Raw genomic sequence first — 23,820 nt, forward strand, 5'->3', positions numbered from 1 at the left:
TTTAGAAACCTATTTTGTATCGCTTTCATTTCGTTCTGACTTAATGATAGCGATAGAACCTCACAGTTAATCTGATTTCACATCTTCAAACTCCCCCCTGCGCCCTGCGCCCTGCCCCCCTGCCTCTTCTCCCTTGCCTCTTCTTCAAGTTGCCAGAACCGAGTTATCACGCTAGTGTGGAGAGCTGCTATTGCTCTCGGCGTAGTAATTTCTCTTAGGATCTTCAGATAACTGGAACTATGATTGAGCTTGGTTCACTGGTGCAGTCCCAGAACAACTATTTGGGAATAGGAAAAGTTACTGAGATATCTCCACCTGATGTGATGGTCGAGTATTTCTGCTCAGGAGGGCAACGCCTCCAAAAAACTTTACCTTTAGATTCCCTCTCTCAAGTTAAACTTCAGCCTCAAACCCGATGCTACCTTAGCTCTCCCACCCAGGATACATGGTTAATTGGCCGAATTTGCACCTGGGATGAAGATGCAGAAATGTATCAAATTGATTTACCAGACAAGAAAACCACAATTGCCACGGAACAGGAAATTTATGTCCGTTGCAATATACCCATCACAGACCCGATTGATACTCTGGCAATGAAGGGTCACGAAACACCCTACTTTCATGACAAAAGATTAACTTTTGTTAAATCTCTGATTAAACAACGCGCTATGAGTCGCGGGATGAGAGGGTTGATTTCGGCGAACATTGAACTTTATCCTCACCAAGTGGAAGTTGTTCGGCGGGTACTGGAAGACCCAATTCAGCGCTATTTATTAGCAGATGAGGTGGGACTCGGAAAAACCATCGAAGCGGGCGCGATTCTCCGTCAATTCCTGATCGATGAACCAAAAAAAGGTGCTGTGGTATTGGTTCCGCAGTATTTACTCCCACAATGGCGGGCTGAGTTAGAAAATAAATTCTACATCTCCCATTTTGGTAAACGGGTAGTGGTGCTGGCGCTGGAAGATGTCCACAGAATCAACCAGAAGGCGAATATCGGCTGCTTAATTTTAGATGAAGCCCACCATATTGCGTCTATGGCAACTTCTAGGGATGCAGCAGTGCGTCAGCGTTTTGAGTCTTGTAAAACTCTGGCTCATAAAAGCGATCGCTTACTTTTATTATCTGCTACTCCTGTCCTCAACCACGAGCAAGATTTTCTGGCCATGTTGCATCTGCTCGATCCTGTAACCTATAAATTGCATGATTTAGCAGGTTTTCGCGCTAGAGTGCAAAATTGCCAGGAAATTGGCAGATTTCTCCTTTCTTTTCAAGAAGGTGCAAATGACACTGTTCTGAAAACTCATCTCAAGGAACTGCGAAAACTGTTTGCAGAGGATGAGTATTTGCTCAATCAGGCGGACAATTTAGAAAAGTCTTTAAAAGCCAAATCCACTGAGCAAAATCAAATTATCTCAGCAATTCGGAGCCACATTAGCGAAACCTATCGGCTACATCGGCGAATGCTGCGTAACCGTCGCGCTGCGGTGGAAGATGTCATCTTTGATCGAGATGTGACACCAAAAGAAGAATATGATTTAGATGAGCGATCGCTTGATATTCATGAACTCATAGAAAAATGGCGTACCACCGCCCCGAAAGAACAGCCCTATCAGCAAATTTTTCTGCTGTTATTCCTCGCTTCTGGGACTTGGTTAGGAATTTTAGAACAGGTAATTAACGCCCGTTTAACTGGTAAAACCCCACCTCAACTGATTCCAGAGTTCAAAGAAAATGAGCTTCGCATCTTAACTACAACCCCTAAATTCGCAGGGGAAGAAGAGATTTTGCAATCGGGTTTAAAGATTCTGCGTCAATCTGTAGATGAGGGCGAACGCACAGAAAATTTGACTACAGTGCTGCTAAATCAGCTAGCTACATACTTCAAAATTTCCGCAAGTGTTCGCAGAAATAAGCCAGAATTAATCACCAGAATACAGCATAGAATTCGCCGACCCATTCCTGGGGATGTTCTGCCGAAAATTGTCGTATTTACAAGTTTTGTCCAATCTTGTAAACAAATTGTCCAACGTTTATCTGATAGCTTTGGTGCAGAGACAGTTGCTAGCCATCAATTGGGCGAACCACGAGAAAAAGTGGCGGAAAACTTAACGAGATTCCAGAATAATCCTGACTGCTTTATTTTAGTATGCGATCGCTCTGGAGAAGAAGGACTGAACCTGCAATTTGCCGACTGCTTCATTCACTTTGACTTACCTTGGTCTCCCAATAAATTAGAGCAAAGAATTGGCAGATTTGACCGCATTGGTAGTAAAATCGGAGTTCAATCTTATGCTTTGCTTGGTCCTTTCTTAGAAGATAGTCCTCAAAATGCTTGGTATCAAGTTCTCAAAAATGGGTTTGACATCTTTGAAAGATCAATCGCCAGTCTACAATTTTATGTAGATGAAAAACTGCAAGAATTAGAAACAGCTTTGTTTCAATCAGGTGCGGCGGGATTATTGTCTATGATTTCACCAATTCAGCAACAAATTACCGCCGAAACCTTGAAAATTAGTGAGCAAACTGCACTCGATGAAATTGATATTCTCGATGAAGAGACCACCCAGTATTTTCAAGACCTTGATGATTATGATGCCAGTCATGTAGAAATTAAACAATCAGTTGAAGGCTGGATGTGTGACGCACTGGGATTTAAATCAGTTAATAATCCCAATTCCGCAGAAATTAAGCGTTATCAACCAACAACGCGCACTTTGGTTTCTCTTGACGAGTTAAAAACTCACTTTGCTAATAATAATACAGACCAATTTGGGACTTACAATCGCCGGATAGCAAACCAAAATTCTGGTACTAAACTTTTCCGCATTGGCGAAGGATTAATAGAAGCACTCGTCAGCCATATAAATTGGGATGATAGAGGTAAAGCTTTTGCTGTCTGGCGCACCGATGAAACTTGGGATGCGAAAGAAGGTAAAGAATGGTTTGGTTTCCGATTCAATTTTGTAGTGGAAACACATTTAGAAGCCGTCAAGCAGGTTTTAACAACCCACAAACTCGATAATTCTCAACTCAAAACCCTGAAGCGGCGGGTTGATGCTTTATTCCCCCCCATGCTAGAAACTATCTTTGTTGATGGTCGCTCTAATCCCATGAGTTTGGTGGAAGATAAATCGCTGTTAAATATTCTCCAACGACCTTATAAAGATAGAAACAGTGATAGAGCCAGAGATTTTAATCTAGCAAAAGAGCGCTTAGGAATTATTGATGCTTTTGTCGATGCTAACGAGTGGAAAAATTTCTGCAAACAAGCTCGTAGTAGTTCTGGGGAATTACTCTTAAACCATCCTAAATTTATCGCACTGCACGAACAATATGCTCAAATTGCCGAGCAGAAATTGAACAAAAAAGTAGAGCAATTAAAGCTGCGTTTAAAACGGCAAAAAGATGATTCAGTACTTGCTGAAGAATTGCAAATAGAAAGTGCATTGAGTACAGCAATTTTAGATGGAATTCGCCAGCCTCAGATTCGACTTGATTCTGTCGGCTTCATCGTTGTATCAGGAAATAACCCTTTGTAAATCTTCTCATAATGCTACAAGGGACTCAGATCCCTGACTGCTTCAAGAAGTCGGGGATCTTTTCTTTTCTATTTGTCACTTATTTAAGATTGCTCTATATAAATGAAAGTACAGATTTCGCAAATATCTCACTAGTTGAGTAAAATGCGACAAATTAAGAGATAATCATAAATAATTTCTTATTCACTAAAAACTTGATTAAAACAAGTACCAATCACATTTACCATACTAAATATAGTTGTCAAGTAACTTTTTGTTAATTTTTGAATGTAGTGAAGCCATACTTAATCTTCATAAACTTATAACTCCCTTTATTAAGTTTTTAATAATAGTTGTCTCAGGTTGTATATGCAGACGTAATCTGTCGCCTAAATTGTGTAATCTAAAAACAACTAAGCTAATGATAAACTTGAGGTCTTAATGACTCCTAAAATTCTGCGCCAGCTTTGGTCTGTAGTTGAAAATTCTCAAACCAAGATTCTATTGCAGATGGACGATGCTAGCTTGGTACAATGGCTGGTAAAACAGACCACAAAGCAAGCATTGTTAGATCCCAACGAAACTGATTACCTCAGTGATTACGTTCAATCCCGGCTCACCCTCATCCGTGATCTGGCTTATGAACGCCAGTAATCAAGCCCACAGGCAATAAGTTAAAACTATTGGCTATGGGCTATCAACTATGATTTTTTTTGAGGCAAATAACCTTCAACTAAGCAATCAGAACCGACAACACGCCAACTCACCCGTTCCAAGTTCAGGGCTTCGGTCATGATGGTCAAACCTAAATCACCTACAGGTGTAGCAGCATGACTACCACCAATGATTTTAGGCGCAATAAAGGCCAGAATTTTTTGTACTGCACCTTGAGCGATCGCACTGGCGGCCAAAGTACCGCCACACTCCCATAGCACGCTACAAAAACCGCGATCGGATAAATTGGTCATAACCAACTCTGGTGTCAGGGATGTTAACTCTACCACCTCAACCCCCTGTTGGCGCAAAAAACTTTGGAAACCCGGTGAGCTACCCTCCTCTGTGAACACCAAGGTGGGAGCTTCCGCAGTTTGCCACAGGCGGGCATCTTCAGGCAAGTTGAGCTGACGACTCATCACCACCCGCAAAGGATTATGCGCTCCTACCTGATGACTGGTTAAGTAAGGATTATCTTTTCGGACTGTATTACCACCGACAATGATTGCATCACACCCAGCTCGCAGTTGATGAACTTCACTACGAGCATCTTGGTTTGTCACCCAAGCACTGTGACCAGAGGTAGTAGCAATTTTGCCATCTAAAGTCATGGCATATTTTAAAATCCCCAAAGGTCGTTTATGAACAATGCGGTGGATAAAAGCTTCATTGAGTTGATAACAGGCTTCTGCTTCTACTCCGACAACAACCTCTACACCTGCGGCACGTAAACGGGCAATACCGCCGCCACCTACCAGGGGATTCGGGTCAACTATACCAACGACTACCTTCGCCACACCAGCTGCGATTAAAGCTTCCGAACAAGGGGGAGTGCGTCCGTGATGATTACAAGGTTCCAGATTCACGTAGACTGTCGCACCACGAGCGCGATTTTCTTGAGTAGAGTCCGCTCCCACACCTGCGGCTTTCAAGGCAAAAACTTCTGCATGAGGTTCGCCAGCACAGGGATGAAAACCTTCCCCAACTATTTCGCCATCTTGGACAACAACCGCCCCTACGAGGGGATTAGGTGAAGTGCGACCCAAAGCACGACGCGCCAGTGTCAAACACCGTTGCATCATCGCCCGGTCAAATTCACTGCCTATTTTCTGTTTCTCTGGTAAATCAGATTCAACAGGCGATCGCCCAAGCTCTGTTTCTGGGATGCCTGGAGGGCTTTTGTCAGTTCGCAATTTCAGCCCATTTTCCTGAGTATCATTGGTTAGAGATACATTTGTTTGAGCAACCACTGGGAGATTATCCATTTTCAATATTTTGCACGCTAGTTGCTGTGATCGTGATACTTAAACAGTAATATCCAGGTGTTATTGTTTGCTATGTGGTTTCTTCATCAACTCTAGCTCGATTGAACCTATTACCTAACTCTGCTCTAACAATTTCATTTTTTGCCACCAAATATTTAAGGGATAATAAACTACAGGGGCCCAAAGACTACTGAGAATGGCAGAAGCCAGAGCTACACGTTGATAATATGCCCAAATAGATTCCACTGGGCGTAAGCTTTGCCCACTTCCCGTATAGCTCATTACAGTTAATTGCAATCCAAAGATAGTTTCTGCCACAATTGCCATGACAAAGACAATTAAAGCAATAGAAATAAAATCTTCTTCGATAAAACGCTGCTTTTGCAACAAACCAGTCAAAAAGCCGACAAAGCCCAAAGTAATTGCATGGGTAGGACTAGGTGATGTCATCGCATCTTGAAGTAGTCCCAGAACTATCCCTGCTAACATTCCTTCCCACACAGAGCGTTTGACACTCCAAGCCACCACCCAAATTAATAGCCAATTAGGCCCAATTCCCAATAATTCCATTCCCAAAAAGCGGGTTGGTAACATCAATACACAAAACAGCACCGATCCAACCGTTATTGCCCAATCTAGCAATTTACGTGTACCTGGATGCCAGCGCTCAAGAGGCTTATGTAACATTTTAAATTTTCGCCGTGGCGCTCTAGGCTTAGTCTGCCTGCTACCTCTAAATGAAGGCATCTTCATTATTTTGAAATATTTTAACTAATCTAACTAAACTTTTATAGCCACCGCCTTGGCGGTTAAAACAGTGCTAATAACGGGGTTTATCCGACCTAAACGCGCCGCTACTGGTTTCAGCAAAGCTATGCTCTTGGGCTTGACAGCACTTGAGTTTAGTTTGCCAATTATGGGTTTATCGGCTATACCTACTCTGTCTTTTGAGTGAACGGATATACCACTACCCAATCTAATGACAGTATCGGCGGGAAAAGCTCAACTCTTGCAACTGATGCTGGAGATTGCTTTAAATCTAGAGATTTTACTCGTCCTACTGGTACACCAGCCGGATATCTCTGACTATAGGTAGATGTGGAAATTAAATCTCCAACTTGAACATTGGGAACTTTTTCATAAAACTCTAGCGTAGCTTCCGCCGAAGCATCTCCCCGCAAAACACCCTTGGCTGCGGTGCGGTTAATTGTTACACCCACTTGACTCTTAAGGTCACTAATTAACAACACACGACTAGTATTAGGAGTGACACTTTCTACTAAACCCACCAAACCACCATCAGTTTTGACAATAAAACCTTCTTTAATGCCTGCATTGGAACCACGATTCAGGGTCACTTGTTGCCACCAGTGGTCAGCACTACGTCCCACTACCCGCGCCGGAATTGGGCGCGATGTCAGTGGCGCTTTCTCCACGTAGCCTAATAAATCCTGGAGCTTTTCATTTTGATTTTCTAAATCAGCTATGCGCGTTTGCAACTCTAAGAAGCGGGCATCATTCAGACGTTCTTCTGGACTTGGCCCTGTTTGTAACATTTGCAACGGACGACTGACAAATTGGTACATTTCCCACAGAAAATTACCCTGAGTCTGTCTCAGCATCCAGACACTACTCAGGACTACAGTTAGTAACCCAAGTTGTAGTAATTTCCGATCCCACCAACGACGTGAAGTAACCATCTATACCTATTTTTATAAATTCACAAGATATTGAATTCTATTTATATGAAGACTAAATCCAACTCAAATAGAACCCAATATCTGATATTTTTGATTATGTATTCCGAAAACGCCCACTGAAAACTCGCTCTAGTTGTTTAAAGTTTTCTAACACACGACCTGTTCCCAGTACAACACAACATAGAGGATCAGCAGCAATGTGGGTGACAATTCCTGTTTCATGACTAATTAGGGTATCTATGCCTTTGAGCAAAGCACCACCACCAGCTAGCATGATTCCTCGGTCAATAATGTCCGAGGCTAATTCTGGAGGTGTGCGTTCCAGTGTCCGCTTCACAGCTTCTATAATCACTGCTAGCGGTTCCATCATACATTCACGAATTTCTGCACCTTTAAGGGTGACAGTTCTGGGTAAACCAGAAAGCAAGTGTAAGCCTCTGACTTCCATCATCGCATCATCTTGATCATTCGTGGGATAGGCTGAACCAATGCGAATCTTGATATCTTCAGCAGTTCGTTCTCCAATTACCAAGTTATGAACTTTTTTCAGATAAACAATAATGGCTTCAGTGAGTTCATCACCAGCGATGCGTACTGATTCGCTGATTACAGTACCCTGGAGACTCAGCACGGCAACTTCTGTTGTGCCACCACCAATATCAATAATCATGTTGCCTGTGGCTTCAGAAACAGGTAGCCCAGCTCCTATTGCTGCTGCTATTGGCTCATCAATTAGATACACTTCTCTAGCCCCGGCTTGGGCAGCTGCATCCATTACTGCCCGTCTTTCTACTCCAGTAACCCCACTGGGTATGCCAATGACGATCCGAGGTAAAATTAAGGATCTACCCTCATTTACACGCTGAATAAAGTGTTTTAACATCAGCTCGGCTGTATCAAAATCAGCGATGACACCATCACGCAAAGGACGGAGGGCAATCACATTTCCAGGTGTCCGTCCGAGCATTTTTTTGGCTTCTTCGCCAACTGCTAACGCTACCTTTTCGTTTTGATCAATAGCAACTACAGAAGGTTCTTGAAGTACGATGCCTTTACCAGATACATAAACTAGGGTGTTGGCAGTACCGAGGTCGATACCCATGTCCCATGATGAGCGAAAGTTCCTAAAAAGCCCCACGCGTCTCTACGCCCCTTATTTGTGATATTTGTTGGCTAAAAACTGTTAAAGTTAATAGTGCTGGATTTTATTATGTTTTTTACCTTGAGTCCAGCAGGCTAGCTATTGTTCTGCGAACCTTTAGTTATCCTTACTGACTTTTAGGTGTCCGTTTCCTTGATATTCTCTAACTAATTCAATATATCCGCGCAATTTTTAATTTTGTCCAAACGATTCCTCTCATTTTTATACGCAGTTTTGCTGTTAAGTTTTTAACATATTTTCCATCAATCCACAATTGGCTATGATAAATATCCAAACATATAAGTAATTTTGTACTAGAAGGTAACACCCATGAGCATTAACATTGTCACCCTTGTTGGTCGTGTCGGCGGCGATCCAGATATTAAATATTTTGAGTCTGGCGCTGTTAAGTGTAAATTAACCCTAGCAGTGAATCGGCGATCGCGTAAAGATGATAAGCCCGACTGGTTCACCTTAGAACTTTGGGACAAAACCGCCGAAGTAGCGGGTAATTATGTCCGCAAAGGCAGCTTGATTGGAGTCAAAGGTTCCTTAAAGTTTGACACATGGAGCGATCGCCAGACCGGAGCAAACCGTTCTACACCAGTAATTAGAGTAGAGCAATTAGACTTGTTAGGTTCTAAGCGGGATACAGAAAGCGGAATGGCAGATATGTCTTCAGAACACTTTTAATTAGGCTATAAGCATGAATCATTGCTAATGGCTAATAACTAATTTGCAGTGTCACAGATGCTTCTACTTGCTGTTCACCACCAATTACAGGAGTGGAAGCATCGGCGCTAGATAACTTAGCAACCTCAGCACGTTGTAACATCGGTGGTGGGGGCGCACTTGCACCATTAATTTGAATACCTATCACTTCCTTCGCCTGTAAACCCAGGGTACTAAAAACAGCATTAGCTTGTTGTTGAGCATCTTGGGTGGCTAGCCTGAGTGCTTGTTGTTGAGCAGAGGCGATCGCTTGATCACTAGCAATAAAACTAACACCGTTTATTTGCGTAGCACCAGCTTTTACAGCTTCATCCAAAAGCGTCCCAGCTTGCTCAGTCGGAATGCGAAAACTCACAGTATTATTAGCAACATATCCAGTAATACGTTGGACATTATCCGTATAACTATAAACTGGATTAAGGCGGATACCAGTAGTTTGTAATTTTTCCACATTTCGGCCTTTCAGCAAAGCGACCACAGATGATGACCTGCGAGCCGCTTCTTGTTGTGCTGACTGTGCTGTTTTACTCTGAACCTCCACAGACAGACTAACTTGTGTCAGGGTAGTAGAAATTGTTTCCACACCACGACCGCTAACTGTCAGAGTTCGCAACAATTTTTCTTTTGCTTGAGCTAACCCAGGCGGGATAAAAGTTATACATACTAGCAAAGCTAATGGCAATATTTTCAAACAGTTCCCAGTCCGAAACCGAAAACCGGATAAAGCGGCTCTATACATAAAAATTTGCACTCCTCTGAAAACGTATCTCGTGATTCACAGTTAACTATTGCTATTTCTGAACTATTTTGAACTCACTGCTTTCTTGTACAGACGCGACTAATCGCGTCTGTACAATTTCTGATATGTTCTTACTTTGACACTGCCATAGTCAGAAGTAGGAACGGTTACATTTTTGGAAACTCAGAAAATTCAATTACAACTTGTGGAGATTCTTTAATGGCATACTGGCTGCTAAAAACCGAACCAAAAAAATATTCTTACTTTAATTTAGAACAAGATGGTAGTACAGTTTGGGATGGGGTGAATAATGCTCTAGCGCTCAAACATATCCGAAATATGCTTCTTGGCGACTTAGCATTTATTTATCATACAGACCAAGAAAGACAAATTATTGGCATAGCAGAGGTGATCAGCCAGCCTTACCCTGATCCCACTTTAAACGATGCCAAACGGGTAGTTGTGGATGTAAAGCCACTCAGAAGAGTCTCTGCACCTCTGGCACTAGCCCAAATTAGGCAGAATGAAGAATTTACAGATTTTGACTTGCTGCGGCTTCCTAGACTCTCAGTTGTGCCAGTATCCGAATTTTACTGGCAACGCCTGATTTCATTGACCGACAGCACAAAATAATTTAGTGGATAGCTTAGAATATATGTTGTTTTCGATCAAGGAGTAAAAATAAGAGCAGGATTTTCGCAGCACACATTAGGATTTTTGCACAACATAATGCAGTTTTTAGATGCAATCAACGTATATTGCCCCCTGCTGGCGAGTACCACAGAAACAGCAGACAGTTCAATGGTGATAGGCGCAGTCCTACTGAGTTTGGTAGTAATTTATCTATCCAGTAAACTGGGCGGAGAGTTATCCAACCGAATAGGTTTACCGCCTGTCTTAGGTGAACTATTAGGAGGTGTAGTTGTTGGCATCTCTGTTTTGCATCTGTTAGTTTTTCCAGAAGGTGGCACAGATAGTTCTAACTCCTTAATCATGACCTTCCTGCAAATCACTGCGGGTTTAACTCCTGAAGCTACCCCAGCCGTATTTGAGGCCCAATCAGAAGTCATTTCCGTCTTAGCAGAATTAGGTGTGATTATTCTGCTATTTGAAATTGGTTTGGAGTCGAACTTAAAAGACCTGATTTCAGTCGGGGCGCAAGCTGCCATAGTGGCAGTAGTGGGTGTAGTAGTGCCTTTTACTGCTGGTACTGTGGGACTGATGGCCTTATTTGGTGTCACTGCTGTGCCAGCAATTTTTGCCGGGGCGGCCTTGACTGCCACTAGTATTGGTATTACTTCCAAGGTGCTGTCAGAATTAGGCAAACTCACTTCCAAAGAAGGGCAGATTATTCTAGGTGCTGCTGTTATGGACGATGTATTAGGAATCATCGTTCTCGCAGTAGTTGCCAGCCTAGCCAAAGATGGCGCAGTAGACGTGGGCAACGTCATTTATCTGATTATCAGTGCCAGTAGTTTTCTGATCGGTGCAGTCGTACTAGGTAATATTTTCAATAATACCTTTGTCGCGATCGCTAACCAACTCAAAACACGCGGAGAACTAGTGATACCCGCATTCACCTTCGCCTTTGCGATGGCATACCTAGCCTCTGTTATCCATTTAGAAGCAATTCTGGGAGCTTTTGCGGCTGGTTTAGTCTTAGAAGAAACCGATAAACGCAAAGAATTGCAAAAGCAAGTGATACCTATTGCCGATATGCTAGTGCCAATTTTCTTTGTGACTGTTGGGGCAAAAACTGACCTGGGAGTATTGAACCCAGCCATCCCTAGCAATAGAGAAGGTCTAATTATGGCAATTTTCCTGATCACAGTGGCCATTATCGGTAAAGTGATTACAGGTTTCAGTGTATTTGGTCAACCCCAAATCAACCGTTTAGCAATTGGTGTCGGGATGATTCCTCGCGGTGAAGTCGGGTTAGTCTTTGCTGGTGTCGGTGCTGCTAGCGGTGTTCTGTCTAAATCATTAGGCGCAGCAATTATCATGATGGTAATCACTACGACCTTTATCGCTCCCCCATTGTTACGGTTCGTATTTCCAGAATCAGACAACTTGGTAACAGATGCAGACAAACTGATTTTAGACCGTGCAACTGGAACACCTTTGGTCGTTGAAAAACCTCCATCCATAGTGTCTACAATAAATGATGGTAATAATCGGGAAGACAGTCTTAATTCTGGGGAAAATTCATCAAAAACCTAAGTAAATTGAAATGTTAAAGACTGGGGACTAGGCTTCGCTGTGAGCGTTAGCCGAACGGGACTAGGGGCTAGGAAAGAGTGTTTCTGATACCCAATCCCCAATCCCCAATCCTTAATCCCCAATCTCAGGAAACATAATCTATAAATCTCCGTCGTTGGAGACTATCAATTTTAGTTTTTGTCTGACTACTATTAGCATTCAAAATGTTATATTTTGCCAGTTTCACTCTGCCTTATAACGTTAATTTAGATACTTTAAAGCAATTACCCACTTCGCACCACAAATTTGATCACATCAATTAAAAGTAGTTGAAAATTTTTAGTCAAAACATTGATTGCCAGCCAGCCATTAGAAAATTCAGCCTCAATAAAAGGCTAAGTCAAGTCTGACTCACTAATATTGACTGAGTGCGGTTAATTTTGGCAATATTTTCGTTGCATCTGAAATACTTTGATCTGGTTAATATTATATCCTGATAGGATGGCAAAGTTAGAGGGAATACTAGCAACTTAAGCCATTAATTGTGTCTTGATAACAGCACACAAGTCACAAAAGGATCAAAGATCAAGATTAGGTTGTAACAGTGTGACGATTAGCCAATATGTTGAGATATTGATGGCTCCCATGAACGCGAATCAGGAGAAAGGATTGTGAAATTACACTGGTTACTACCCAGTACTGTAGGAACTATTGTCTTACTATCGTCGCCGGCTGTAGCAGCAAGACTGGAATCTTGGCGTTTTGATGCCAATCAAAATCGTCTGGAAATTAACACAACCGGCGCTGTTCAACCCCAAGCACAACTGATATTCAACCCTACACGTCTGGTCATTGATTTACCCGGCACGACCTTTGGGCGGCCGCAGTCTACACAGCAGATAGGTGGTGCTATTCGTGCTGTCCGTGTGGGGCAGTTTGACCCACAAACAACGCGCCTAGTTGTGGAAGTCAGTCCAGGGTATACCCTAGATCCCCAGCAGGTACAATTTGAAAACGTCAGTGCCAATCGCTGGAGAGTCCAATTACCAAGGCTAATGCCAGAGCAAGCCGAAAGCTCTTCCAGAAATATTTACAATGTAGTAACTGTTGACTCTGATGCTGATAATAAACCAGACTTTTCTAGTCAAGTAGCCAGCGCCACACCCAGTAATCAAGTAGCCAGCGCCACACCTGGAAAAACTCAAATTCAGAACTTACAGGTGACGGGGGATGGGTTGTTTTTGCGGACTAGTGGCAGTAATCCTCAAGTTAAAATTAATCGGAGTCGCGATCGCAATACCATTTTTATGGATATCGCTGACGCGAGTTTATCATCCAGTCTGACGCAGCGAAATAGTGAAATTAACAGACATGGTGTGAGTCGCATCGAATTGACTCCCTTAAACAGCCAACCACCTGGTGTCCGCATGACCTTACGGGTAAACAAAGATAGCCCAGACTGGCGTGCAACTACTAGTAGTGCTGGTGGTTTAGTGGTTCTACCTTCTCGCGTCGTCACATTACCGGGCAGTAATAATTCCAATAACTCGCAGAACAATCAGCCCTCAACCCCCTCTACTCGCAACATCCCAGTTGCCAATAATTCGCCAGCCACAATTCAGTCTGTAGAATTAGGTAATAATGATACGCAGTTATTGATTAGATCGGATAAAACAGTAAATGCCACTAGTGGATGGGATAGATCCTCTGGTTTGTTCCGAATCACTATTCCCAATGCTAAGTTAGCAGCCAATGTTACTGGCCCAAATTTTAGTGCCAATAGTCCCATCCTCCGGGTACGCTTGCAACCTCAAGGTAATACAGTGGTTGTTTTGGTACAACCAGCATCAGGAGTACAAATTGGGGAATTAAACCAAGTCAGCAATCAGATGTTGGCTCTACAGTTACAAGGCTCTCGTCGGGGTACGACTTCACTTCCAGTACCCCCAGTAGCACTACCACCCCTACCACCACCAACCCAAGGGCAACTCCCAAGTCCAACTGCTCCTCCCCCACCTAGATCCCAGCCAGCGCCACGCCCTGCACCCAAAACCAGAGCAGTGGTGATGATTGACCCCGGACACGGTGGTAGAGACCCCGGCGCAGTTGGTATTAGCGGACTCCGTGAGAAGGATGTAATTTTGCCAATTAGCCAAAGGGTAGCCGCGATTTTGCAGCAAAATGGTGTCCAAGCAGTACTAACGCGTGATTCAGATTATTTTGTCAGCCTGCAAGGACGAGTGGATTTAGCACAAAGAGCTAAGGCTGATTTATTCGTCAGTATTCATGCTAATGCTATTAGCATGAGTCGTCCAGATGTCAATGGTTTGGAAACATATTATTACGGCAGTGGTCAGGGTCTAGCTCGCTCAATTCATAGCAGCGTTCTTCAAAATGTCACTATTCGAGATAGAAAGGTGCGGCAAGCTAGATTTTACGTCCTCAGAAGAAGCTCTATGCCCTCAGTGCTGGTGGAAGTGGGTTTTGTTACAGGTGCAGAGGATGCGGCTAGGCTCAGAACCACAGCTTACCAAAATCAAATGGCCGATGCGATCGCTCGTGGTATCCTCCAGCATCTACAACGAAGATAAGCAATTGTATTTATTGTTGTCTGATACTGATATGTAGCAAAGTGCTGAGTCGGGAGTGCTGAGTACAAACCCAGTTGCTTCAAGGATTTCAAGTCATCAAAACTGTCCTAACTGCCTTGGCAATTGCTATATATAAAATCTCTCTTTAGCGGGATGACGACATTCAAAGATATGATATAATTCATAGCCATTAGCAGTGGCTTTAAGACGAGTAAACAATTTTGTGCTGCAAAGAAAGTTCTGATCTGTGAAAGCCGCAGGTCAGAATTTTATTGTTAAAGTCGAAATCTTGGTACTATAAAAGGCCAGAAAACGCACCTAATTTGAGTTTTATATCCATAAACCTAAATCAATATCTACCTGTGTATTCATCCTCCATCTTTGACGGACATCTAGACGATTTTTCTGCTCAAGAACCTCAACGCGCCCCAATTGGCGTTTTTGACAGTGGTGTGGGTGGGCTGACAGTCCTAAGACAACTTTATCGCCATCTACCGAACGAATCCATTATTTACTTTGGAGATACAGCTCGTTTGCCTTATGGCATTCGTTCACAAGCCGAAATTTTACAGTATGTGCGCGAAATCCTCAACTGGATGCAACAGCAACGCGTGAAAATGGTAGTTATGGCTTGCAATACAAGTTCTGCCCTTGCACTAGAAATAGTCCGTAGGGAATTTAGTATGCCGATTATCGGAGTTATCTTACCGGGAGCGAAAGCAGCAGTGGTGGAAGGCAAACGTATCGGTGTCATTGCTACCCCAGCCACAGCTAAAAGTAATGCTTATCGCCGCGCTATTCTCGAAATTGATCCGAATGTCCAAGTCTGGCAAGTCAGTTGTCCTGAGTTCGTGCCACTAATTGAGCAGAATCGCATCAATGACCCTTACACTCATGAAGTAGCACGCTCATATTTAGAGCCGTTGATACAGCAAGAAATTGATACTTTGGTTTACGGCTGTACCCATTATCCTCATCTTGCACCAGTACTGCGATCGCTTCTCCCCTCTCAAGTCAAATTAGTTGACCCAGCTGTTCACGTTGTCGCAGCCTGTACTCAAGAATTAGACCTACTAGGCTTGAGCAATACAAATCCCCCACTACCCACTCGCTTCGCTGTCAGTGGTTGTCCACAACAGTTTGCGAAATCCAGTGTACAGTGGCTAGGACATACTCCCACAGTTGAAGTTGTGGATTTCAGTGATACTGCAATTTCTCACTTTTAAATGGCTTTATACTCAGCACTCAGCATTCCCTATTCAGCACTCGTTGTCCGGGCGGGTTTACTCAGGATTTAGAAGAATTACAGACTGGCGGCTTCAACCCGCCGCTACCCACTCAGCACTCAGCACTCAAAACTCAGTCACCTGATGAGTTACTGTCATATCTTGATTGTGCTTTTCTGGGTTAGTCGCAGGTAAATTTCTCGGAGCAGATTTGTTGCCGGTTTTCTTTGCCAGCGCTAATAATAGGTAGACTGTAAACAAATATCCAGCAGCTAAAATAAAAGTCAACATAGGTATCTTCCCGTAAATCATCGTTCTACCAGCACCCTACTTAATGGAATATGTAATTTTTTAGGTTAAAAGAAATGTAACCAACCAAGTAAACCTTGATGGCTGAATTTGCTATACTAGATTTTTCCGTAAACTGAAAATTATCTACGGTTAACTAATAATTATGAAACTGATTTTTTTGCAGACCACACACACCACAACAGTTACATTGCTAAACAGCAATCTTAACTGCACTCCTCAGCAGTCTACTTAGTCTGCATTATTTGCGGGCATACCTCTATGACAAGAGCAGCCTTAACGTTTAACAGACGCTAAAAGCTCAAAGCGAATAACCATAAGGATATCGCAAAGCTCCATCTCAGGAGGCTTAATTGCCATACAAAGAATGAAGAAATAATTTTCTTAATTCTTGGTTTACAGCGACGACTTAGACGACTTATTTTAGATACTCAAGTTCGTTCAGGTAAAAATACCTAAAAACGGCTTACCTTTGGAAAATGAGTTCTGAAAAATTTAAAATCTATACATTTTAGCGTAACACAATGATCCTGAGTTTTCAGCCAAGTTTAAGGTTAAATTTAAAAATTTCTTGATGCCTGAAAATAAGGCGAGGAGGACTGAACCATCTCCGGTATTAGTAAATGTATATTTTATAACTCTTATTAAGAAATTATATTGTTAGTTTTGTATTATATATAACTTACAGTCCTAGACTGTCTTTGAGAAATTTTGCCAGATACAAATCATCAATTATGATTTTTGAGTATTGTGATGAATTTAGACATACCTTGACTGTTAAAACAGTCGCTACTCATATTTTTTAGATTAATAAAGGCTTTTTTTAGTTCAATCTTAAAAAAATTTTTTGTCTGATGCACAGAATATTTTTCTGAGGCGGAAGCATAGCTTTAGACTGTGGCCGTAAGGATTCTATCCAGATTGTAATTCTTGCCCATCTGAATTTTTCGGGGAAAATAGACAGCAAATAAGCAGGTATTGTCTAATCAAAACTTTGCGCTGGCACAGGGTTATCTTAAAATGAGTGTAGGATATGTAAACTTTCGTAACCTAAGCCAGAGTCCGCCCATCCATGACCTCAGCCACCTCCCTGTTTACCCCTGTGGACGCAGACCTGCGACTACTAGCAGATAACCTCAAGCAGCTAGTTGGAAATCGCCACCCCATTCTATTTATGGCAGCCGAACATCTATTCGGAGCTGGGGGAAAGCGTATTAGACCAGCAATTGTTCTGCTGATATCGCGGGCCACAATGTTAGAAAAAGACATAACACTGCGTCACCGCCGCCTAGCAGAAATCACGGAAATGATTCACACGGCAAGCCTAGTGCATGACGATGTGGTAGATGAATCACAAATGCGACGTGGCGTGGAGACTGTTCATAGTCTGTTCGGTAATCGCATTGCCGTCTTAGCAGGAGATTTTCTCTTCGCCCAATCGTCCTGGTATTTAGCCAACTTAAATAATTTGGAGGTGGTCAAACTACTCTCAGAAGTGATTATGGATCTGGCTACCGGCGAAATCCAGCAAGGAATAAATTGTTTTGATAATGGCATCTCTATAGAGACCTATCTCAAAAAGAGCTATTACAAAACAGCCTCGTTAATTGCCAACAGTTCCAAAGCAGCTGGGTTACTCAGTGACGTTTCCCTAGAAACTGCCGAACATTTGTATGACTACGGCCGTCATCTCGGTCTAGCATTCCAGATTGTGGATGATATTTTAGATTTCACCAGCACAACAGATACCTTGGGTAAACCAGCCGGATCTGATTTGAAAAGTGGTAATCTCACTGCACCCGTTCTATTTGCTTTAGGGGAAAAACCAGATTTAGAAGCCCTGATTGACCGGAAGTTTGACCAAGAAGGAGATTTAGAGCAAGCTCTAGAGCTGATTCAAGAGAGTCAAGGTATCCAGCAAGCGCGAGAATTAGCCGCTTACCATGCCAAACTAGCCGTTGATCATCTTGAGGTTCTCGCACCCTCCGAATCACGCGAGGCACTAATTAACATCGCTGACTACGTACTTAGTCGGCTTTATTAATAAATTTCAGATTTTTAAATTAATTTTTTTAGTTCTTGCAGTTGGGATTTTAGATGTATCTAATAGATCCCAACTGCAAAATTTATTTATGCAATATTCGGAGGTATCTGTTGACCCTTTTGTTGCTGTTTCATCTGTTGTTGTAGTAGATTAAGCAATTGTGAACGTTGGAGTTCAAAGGTATGAGTGGTCTGACCCGGCGTTTCCAAAAAAACTATACTATCTACGGGTTCTAATGCCACCAATTGGAACAAAATATGGGTTACAGGCACAATTTTGGCTAGCATTTGAGGGTCAAGCCCAGCAGGTGAAGTTAGGGAGACATCCTGTATGGTAGGAAAAGCGTAGACAACACGCTTCTCCAGTCCTGGATTTGCCCGATTGCTCAATGTAGTTAAAACCCAACTCTCTTCTGCATTCTGAAGAACATAGTAATGGGAATGACGTAATCTTTTAGTGATCGAGATCAATACGGGAGCAATTGCTGAAACAAGATGTGGTGTTAAGCCATCGCGGGGTGCATTATTAATCAGCAATTCAATTTGTCTTTTTAAATCCATAATGACTTGTAAATGACTCGGTGGGTAATGGCAAAAGCATCTATCAAATTTTTAACTATCCCATCAAAGGGAATCCTAGACATAGGCATAGCCTAATTACTGGACTAGCCTGCGTTTAGCTTATACGCAAATTTAAATAGCCAGCCAACACCCACGATCTTCACAGGTCTTACTTGAGTATTTTTAGGGTCTTTTGAAAACCGAGATTATGAATTCAGCCGCAACCGCAACAATCCCAACCACAACAGTTCCCGCCCCAACCGTTCAGGAAGAAAATTCTATTGGCGTAGAGGGGACATTCCAACTCCTATACCAAGAGCTTCAGGAATCAACTAAAGCTTCCAAGCAGAATTGTCACGATGTCGCCAACAGAATTACGACCGAAGTGTACCGGATTTGCCAAGAAAGTAAACGCATCCAAGCTTCTGGGGATATCCAAAGCTCGGCTATTTCCTTAGCCAGACATCGGCTGCAACAGTGTTTCAGATATTATCACTTGGGTTCAAGTCGAGGCAGGGTAGAGCTACACAGTACTTTGAGTGCAATTATTTATCGCTACATTAATCCTCCTCAAAGACAGTTAAGCTATCAAGGACGACTGACAATTATTGAAGACTTTCTTCAAGGTTTTTATCTGGAAGCTTTAAATGCTTTCCGGCGGGAAAACCAAATGGGTCCGACTTATCGTCCCCAAACTCTCCTGGAATTGGCAGAGTACATGGCCTTTACTGAACGCTACGGTAAGCGGCGGATTCCCTTACCAGGGCGACAGCAGCAATTAATTATCCTCCGGGCGCAGACTTTCTCACAGCAGCAACCCCAGGAAACCAGCGTAGATATAGAACAGGCGGCTGAAGGTAGTTCCAACGACAATGACGGTTCTTGGGAAGAACCCGCAGTACAGCAATTGCGTTCCGCAATGGCCATGCAACCAGAACCGGAACCAGAGGAAGATACTCTGCGTTCAGTTGTGATCACAGAATTGATGGATTATCTCGCACAAAGACAACAATCTGATTGTGCTGACTACTTCTCTCTACGTCTTCAGGATTTATCAACTCAGGAAATTGAGTCAATTTTGGGTTTAACGCCTCGCCAGCGCGACTACCTACAGCAACGCTTTAAATATCATTTGATTCGGTTTGCCTTGTTACACCGTTGGGAATTAGTTCACGAGTGGTTGGAAGCCTCACTGCACACTAATTTAGGTTTAACGCCTCAGCAATGGCACGATTATACAACTCAATTAGACGAAAAGCAGCGTTCGTTACTGGAATTGAAACAAGAAGGACAGCCAGATGAAAAAATAGCCAAAACTTTGGGGTTGTCCACAGCGCAACTGCAAAAACGGTGGTTTAAGATTCTGGAACAAGCATGGGAAATTCGTAACTCCCTAGTGTCCGGATCAAGTGCATCTACCCATGAATAGTGACTCAGAATCCTTACAAACCAATTTACTCGATTGGTTGTTGGCAAATAAAGCTAACACCAACGAGCTTAAATTGGTAGAGTGTGAGGAAATTGACGGGGTAAACCACCCTCTTAAGGAGGTAGCCACCTTTACAGGCGGTGAGCCATAATTGGGAGGAATGCCCCAAACCTTTCAATTGGGAGAAATTCCTACTGTGCAAGAACGTTTCCAAGCCGTCCTTAAACGTCGGCTACAAATCGAAGTCGAAAAGCAGCCTCCTTTATTTCCTTGGGAGTCTCAGTTAGTAGAGTACCCAGAATTTGTGGAAGAGCGATCGCTCGCCTTAAATTCCAACTGGGGATGGATACCACAACAGTCAAAGTTGAATCTGCCAATTCCTTTACCAGAGAAAGTTTTCCAAGAATTATTGAGAAAATGTCAAGGGTTGATTACATCTTCGCTACCTCTAGGGGCAAAACTAGTTCAGGTAGTTGAAGGCTTTTTCCCTCATGATTCACAGGCTATTAATGATTTAGCTGGATTGGTACTAAGAAGCACCTATCGTTCTGTGAATACTCAGGATACAGTACCTCAAATTCATGAAGATTACTCAGATTTACAACCACCCCAGCAGATAGCATTGTCATTATTAGCAGCTAAACAATTGCTAGATAATTTGACTTTGCCAGTGTCATCAGCCCATCCAGTGGTAGAAAGACAATGGCTCACTAGTGCTGGTACGCTGACTTTGAGGGTAGAATACCAATCTCAAGATCAGATGACACACTTGAGTGTTAATTGTAAGTTACCCTCTCCAGGTACTTTGAAATTGCAAGGAAATGGCAACCAGGCAATAGCCAATTCTGCAAGTCCAGGACATCTCAGTGTTGAGTTATACTGTAATCAACCAACTCCAGTATATACCCTGGAAGTTGAATTTCCAGAATTAGACCAACAGCCTTTGCTGTTTGTGATTAGTCCCACGATTTAATTTAAATGACCTCCGTTAGCTTTTTAGGTCGATTAGCACTAATGTCTGAAATGATTGCCGTGCTTTAAATCTTATCCTTTAGTAACAATCGGTCATTAGGGTTTCTACTTTCTTCATCAACGATCAATAGTGTTTCCACACAAACCTCAATGAACATAACACTTGTATAAGAGACAACGACTCCCAAGGCTAGTCTTCGGGGAGTTCCTGTTTTCTTTAGAGGAGCTTGCTAAAAAACAAACGAGCAAGTAATTTCCTCATACCAATTTCTAGATGATCTTATCCTGTGGATTCTTTGTTAAGATTGGTATAATTTTGCATTCCAACAGCATCTACAACATCCTCGGCTTCTATTCTTAATGTTTAAGTTATCTAGGATCAATCAAGTTTGGCTTCTACCTATAGGCCGTTACTGGAGGCAAAATGTCCAGGGATCAACGTCAACGGAAGTAGAAAATGGAATTTCCTTCAGAGTACTAGTGCTAGCGTTAGTAATTGTGGGAATTGTGTCCACGGATATTGCTGCCTCAACTCAATTCAGTCTGTGGGCAGTGCCGTTAAGTATATTAGGTACAACTTGGAGTTACTACCGTCGCGTTGGTGCAAATGTTCCAGTTAAATTCTGCATTGCCATCGGGATGTTGATCGCACTAGGCGCTTTTTTTGGGCGGTTGGTGGGAGAAATGAACGATACACGCCTGGCTTTAGCAGAGTTATTAATTCAACTACAAATACTCCACAGCTTTGATATGCCTCGGCGCAAAAGCTTGGGCTATTCCATAGTCATAGGTCTAATTTTATTAGGTGTGGCAGCCACAATCAGCCAAACTTTGGCTTTTGCACCACTGCTGTTATTATTTTTGGCGATCGCATTACCGACTTTAGTCTTAAACTATCGCTCACAACTGGGCATTCAGCGATTAAAAGTTAAAAATAAAAAGTTTGATCAGCAGAACTCTCCAATATTAAATTTTAAATTCTTAATTGTAAATTTCTTGCTAATTGTCGGGCTAGGTCTGGCAATTTTTGCAGTTTTACCCCGATTTCCTGGTTATCAACTCCGGAGTTTTCCTGTTAGCGCCCCGATTAATGTCCAGGAGGATTTTACAGGTCGGACTATTCTTAATCCTGGTTATGTCCGCGAAGGTAGTAATCAAGGCAATGGTAATAGTGGCCAGGGACAAGGGGGAACAGGTGAACCGGGCAGTGTAGATAGTAATTTTTATTACGGTTTTAATAGCCAGATGAACCAAAACCTGCGGGGAGAGATGAAACCCAAGGTAGTCATGCGGGTGCGATCGCAGGCTGAAGGATTTTGGCGAGTTTTGGCATTTGACCGCTATACCGGGAAAGGATGGGAGATTTCCCGCAATGAGGAAGTTACTACCCACAGGCGACCGTCTTGGTCTTACCAAATTCGTCTGCCTTTGCCAATATTTACTGGTCGGACTAGAGCAGTAGTGCAAACTTACACAGTGGTGTCAGATTTACCTAACTTGATTCCGGCTATGGCTCATCCCAGGGAAATCTATTATCCTGCGCCGGTCATTGCTGTGGACACTGAAAATGGCTTGCGATCGCCTGTAGGATTATCAGAAGGTTTAACCTACACTGTGGTTTCAGAAGTACCATATCGCGATCGCACTTTATTAGGACAAGCTTCTACTAACTATCCCAAAAATATCGAAAATTATTATTTACAAATTCCCCCGGAAATTACGGTCAAAGTTCGGCAACGAACTGAAGAAATCCTGAATAATTACAACCAAGAACGCATTGCCAATTCTGCTAAAACCCTAGACTCAGCTTATGAAAAAGCACTCTACCTAGCTCAGTACATTAAGCAAAACTATTCTATTCCTGAAAATCCTTTAGGACTGCCTTTTCTAAGTGAAGAAGAAGACTTAGTAGAGGCTTTTTTGTTCAAACACAAAGGCGGCTATCCCGATCACTTTTCTACAGTTCTCACGGTGATGCTACGTTCTATTGGTATCCCGTCCAGATTGGTGGCTGGATTTAATCCAGGACAGTTTAATCCATTTACAGGAATGTACGTTGTCAGTAACACAGATGCTTACGCGATGACGGAAGTGTATTTCCCTAAATATGGCTGGTTTGCATTTGACCCCATTCCCAATCATCCTTTAATTCCTCCTTCCATTGAGGATATTGAGACATTTAGTGTGCTGCGGCAGTTTTGGCAATGGGTAGCTGGCTGGCTACCAAGTCCTGTCACAGGATTTTTAAACACTCTATTTGGAACCATATTTGGCTGGTTAGTGAGAGCGATCGCTTGGTTTTTGGCTTTATTCTTCCAAGGTTGGCTGGGTGTCTTAACTGGCTTAATCTTGTCCACGATCACAGCATTTTTTGCTTGGCTAGGTTGGGGACAGTGGCAACAGTGGCGTAAGCGTCGCTGGTTAAAAAAATTACCCCCGATGGAAAGTCTCTATCAGCAAATGTTGCAATGGGTAGCTCAACAAGGTTTAGGTAAGCATCCAGCACAAACACCTCTAGAGTATGCCAGCGTATCACACCAGCATCACCCCCCAGCCACGGCTCAATTAATAGATGAAACCTGTCAAGCTTATGTGGATTGGCGTTATGGTGGTCATACTCCTAACTTGAATCAATTGCGACAAAGATGGCAAGAACTGAAAAAGAGTGCCAAGTGAAC

17 protein-coding genes and 1 pseudogene are annotated in these 23,820 nt (G+C 42.7%); 11 read left to right on the forward strand and 7 right to left on the reverse strand.

Translation table 11 applies throughout. From position 1 onward, the window contains the following. Nucleotides 1–239: 239 nt before the first annotated feature. Both dpdE and ACM0OW_RS05620 read left to right on the forward strand, forming a co-directional pair. The gene (gene dpdE, locus ACM0OW_RS05615; RefSeq protein WP_414549054.1) at nucleotides 240–3,542 is read left to right on the forward strand and encodes a protein DpdE; all 3,303 of its coding nucleotides are present in this window, start codon (nucleotides 240–242) and stop codon (nucleotides 3,540–3,542) included. 420 nt (nucleotides 3,543–3,962) lie between these two features. Next, nucleotides 3,963–4,175, forward strand: a complete 213-nt coding sequence (locus ACM0OW_RS05620) for a hypothetical protein (protein WP_006194845.1) — start codon at nucleotides 3,963–3,965, stop codon at nucleotides 4,173–4,175. A 47-nt stretch (nucleotides 4,176–4,222) separates the two neighbouring features. Here ACM0OW_RS05620 and ribD read toward each other — a convergent pair whose 3' ends face one another. The 4 genes from ribD to ACM0OW_RS05640 all read right to left on the reverse strand — a co-directional run bounded on the left by ribD (nucleotide 4,223) and on the right by ACM0OW_RS05640 (nucleotide 8,302). Then, nucleotides 4,223–5,500, reverse strand: coding sequence for a bifunctional diaminohydroxyphosphoribosylaminopyrimidine deaminase/5-amino-6-(5-phosphoribosylamino)uracil reductase RibD (gene ribD, locus ACM0OW_RS05625; protein WP_414549055.1), 1,278 nt, complete (start codon nucleotides 5,498–5,500; stop codon nucleotides 4,223–4,225). Between the two features lie 114 nt (nucleotides 5,501–5,614). Further along, complete coding sequence (gene mreD, locus ACM0OW_RS05630; protein WP_414549056.1) at nucleotides 5,615–6,253, reverse strand: rod shape-determining protein MreD; 639 nt, start codon at nucleotides 6,251–6,253, stop codon at nucleotides 5,615–5,617. A gap of 182 nt (nucleotides 6,254–6,435) precedes the next feature. Beyond that, a complete protein-coding gene (gene mreC, locus ACM0OW_RS05635; protein WP_414549057.1) occupies nucleotides 6,436–7,200 on the reverse strand; it encodes a rod shape-determining protein MreC in 765 nt (254 codons plus the stop codon). A gap of 94 nt (nucleotides 7,201–7,294) precedes the next feature. Next, on the reverse strand, nucleotides 7,295–8,302 hold the full coding sequence (locus ACM0OW_RS05640; RefSeq protein ID WP_414549058.1) for a rod shape-determining protein: 1,008 nt from the start codon (nucleotides 8,300–8,302) through the stop codon (nucleotides 7,295–7,297). A gap of 369 nt (nucleotides 8,303–8,671) precedes the next feature. Here ACM0OW_RS05640 and ACM0OW_RS05645 point away from each other — a divergent pair, with 369 nt between their 5' ends. Next, a complete protein-coding gene (locus ACM0OW_RS05645; RefSeq protein WP_414549059.1) occupies nucleotides 8,672–9,034 on the forward strand; it encodes a single-stranded DNA-binding protein in 363 nt (120 codons plus the stop codon). A 31-nt stretch (nucleotides 9,035–9,065) separates the two neighbouring features. Here ACM0OW_RS05645 and ACM0OW_RS05650 read toward each other — a convergent pair whose 3' ends face one another. Continuing rightward, nucleotides 9,066–9,812, reverse strand: a complete 747-nt coding sequence (locus tag ACM0OW_RS05650; protein WP_414549060.1) for an SIMPL domain-containing protein — start codon at nucleotides 9,810–9,812, stop codon at nucleotides 9,066–9,068. Between the two features lie 219 nt (nucleotides 9,813–10,031). Here ACM0OW_RS05650 and ACM0OW_RS05655 point away from each other — a divergent pair, with 219 nt between their 5' ends. The 4 genes from ACM0OW_RS05655 (at nucleotide 10,032) to murI (ending at nucleotide 15,828) form a co-directional block, all read left to right on the forward strand. Continuing rightward, nucleotides 10,032–10,445, forward strand: a complete 414-nt coding sequence (locus tag ACM0OW_RS05655) for an EVE domain-containing protein (RefSeq protein WP_414549061.1) — start codon at nucleotides 10,032–10,034, stop codon at nucleotides 10,443–10,445. A gap of 96 nt (nucleotides 10,446–10,541) precedes the next feature. Then, on the forward strand, nucleotides 10,542–12,032 hold the full coding sequence (locus ACM0OW_RS05660; RefSeq protein ID WP_414549062.1) for a cation:proton antiporter: 1,491 nt from the start codon (nucleotides 10,542–10,544) through the stop codon (nucleotides 12,030–12,032). 650 nt (nucleotides 12,033–12,682) lie between these two features. Beyond that, a complete protein-coding gene (locus ACM0OW_RS05665) occupies nucleotides 12,683–14,602 on the forward strand; it encodes an N-acetylmuramoyl-L-alanine amidase (protein WP_414549063.1) in 1,920 nt (639 codons plus the stop codon). Nucleotides 14,603–14,964: 362 nt separating this feature from the next. Next, complete coding sequence (gene murI / locus ACM0OW_RS05670) at nucleotides 14,965–15,828, forward strand: glutamate racemase (protein WP_414549064.1); 864 nt, start codon at nucleotides 14,965–14,967, stop codon at nucleotides 15,826–15,828. Between the two features lie 126 nt (nucleotides 15,829–15,954). On the opposite strand, the gene ACM0OW_RS05675 is transcribed toward murI, so the two are convergent. Further along, a complete protein-coding gene (locus ACM0OW_RS05675) occupies nucleotides 15,955–16,119 on the reverse strand; it encodes a hypothetical protein (protein WP_414549065.1) in 165 nt (54 codons plus the stop codon). 1,090 nt (nucleotides 16,120–17,209) lie between these two features. On the opposite strand from ACM0OW_RS05675, the gene sds reads away from it, so the two are divergent. Beyond that, complete coding sequence (sds, locus tag ACM0OW_RS05680; protein WP_414549066.1) at nucleotides 17,210–18,181, forward strand: solanesyl diphosphate synthase; 972 nt, start codon at nucleotides 17,210–17,212, stop codon at nucleotides 18,179–18,181. Nucleotides 18,182–18,267: 86 nt separating this feature from the next. Here the strand turns inward: sds and ACM0OW_RS05685 are convergent, their stop codons facing one another. Continuing rightward, on the reverse strand, nucleotides 18,268–18,741 hold the full coding sequence (locus tag ACM0OW_RS05685) for a hypothetical protein (RefSeq protein WP_414549067.1): 474 nt from the start codon (nucleotides 18,739–18,741) through the stop codon (nucleotides 18,268–18,270). A gap of 208 nt (nucleotides 18,742–18,949) precedes the next feature. On the opposite strand from ACM0OW_RS05685, the gene hetZ reads away from it, so the two are divergent. The 3 genes and pseudogenes from hetZ (at nucleotide 18,950) to ACM0OW_RS05700 (ending at nucleotide 23,818) form a co-directional block, all read left to right on the forward strand. Continuing rightward, a complete protein-coding gene (gene hetZ, locus ACM0OW_RS05690) occupies nucleotides 18,950–20,170 on the forward strand; it encodes a heterocyst differentiation protein HetZ (RefSeq protein ID WP_414549068.1) in 1,221 nt (406 codons plus the stop codon). Continuing rightward, a pseudogene (locus ACM0OW_RS05695) lies at nucleotides 20,163–21,143 on the forward strand (PatU). Before hetZ ends, ACM0OW_RS05695 begins: the two are co-directional and overlap by 8 nt. A gap of 359 nt (nucleotides 21,144–21,502) precedes the next feature. Then, nucleotides 21,503–23,818 carry a DUF3488 and DUF4129 domain-containing transglutaminase family protein gene (locus ACM0OW_RS05700; protein WP_414549069.1) on the forward strand — a complete coding sequence of 772 codons (2,316 nt, stop codon included), beginning with the start codon at nucleotides 21,503–21,505 and terminating at the stop codon, nucleotides 23,816–23,818. The last annotated feature ends 2 nt before the right edge of the window (nucleotides 23,819–23,820 follow it).

It is taken from the genome of Anabaena sp. CCY 0017 (assembly GCF_963920885.1).
Taxonomy (GTDB): domain Bacteria; phylum Cyanobacteriota; class Cyanobacteriia; order Cyanobacteriales; family Nostocaceae; genus Nodularia.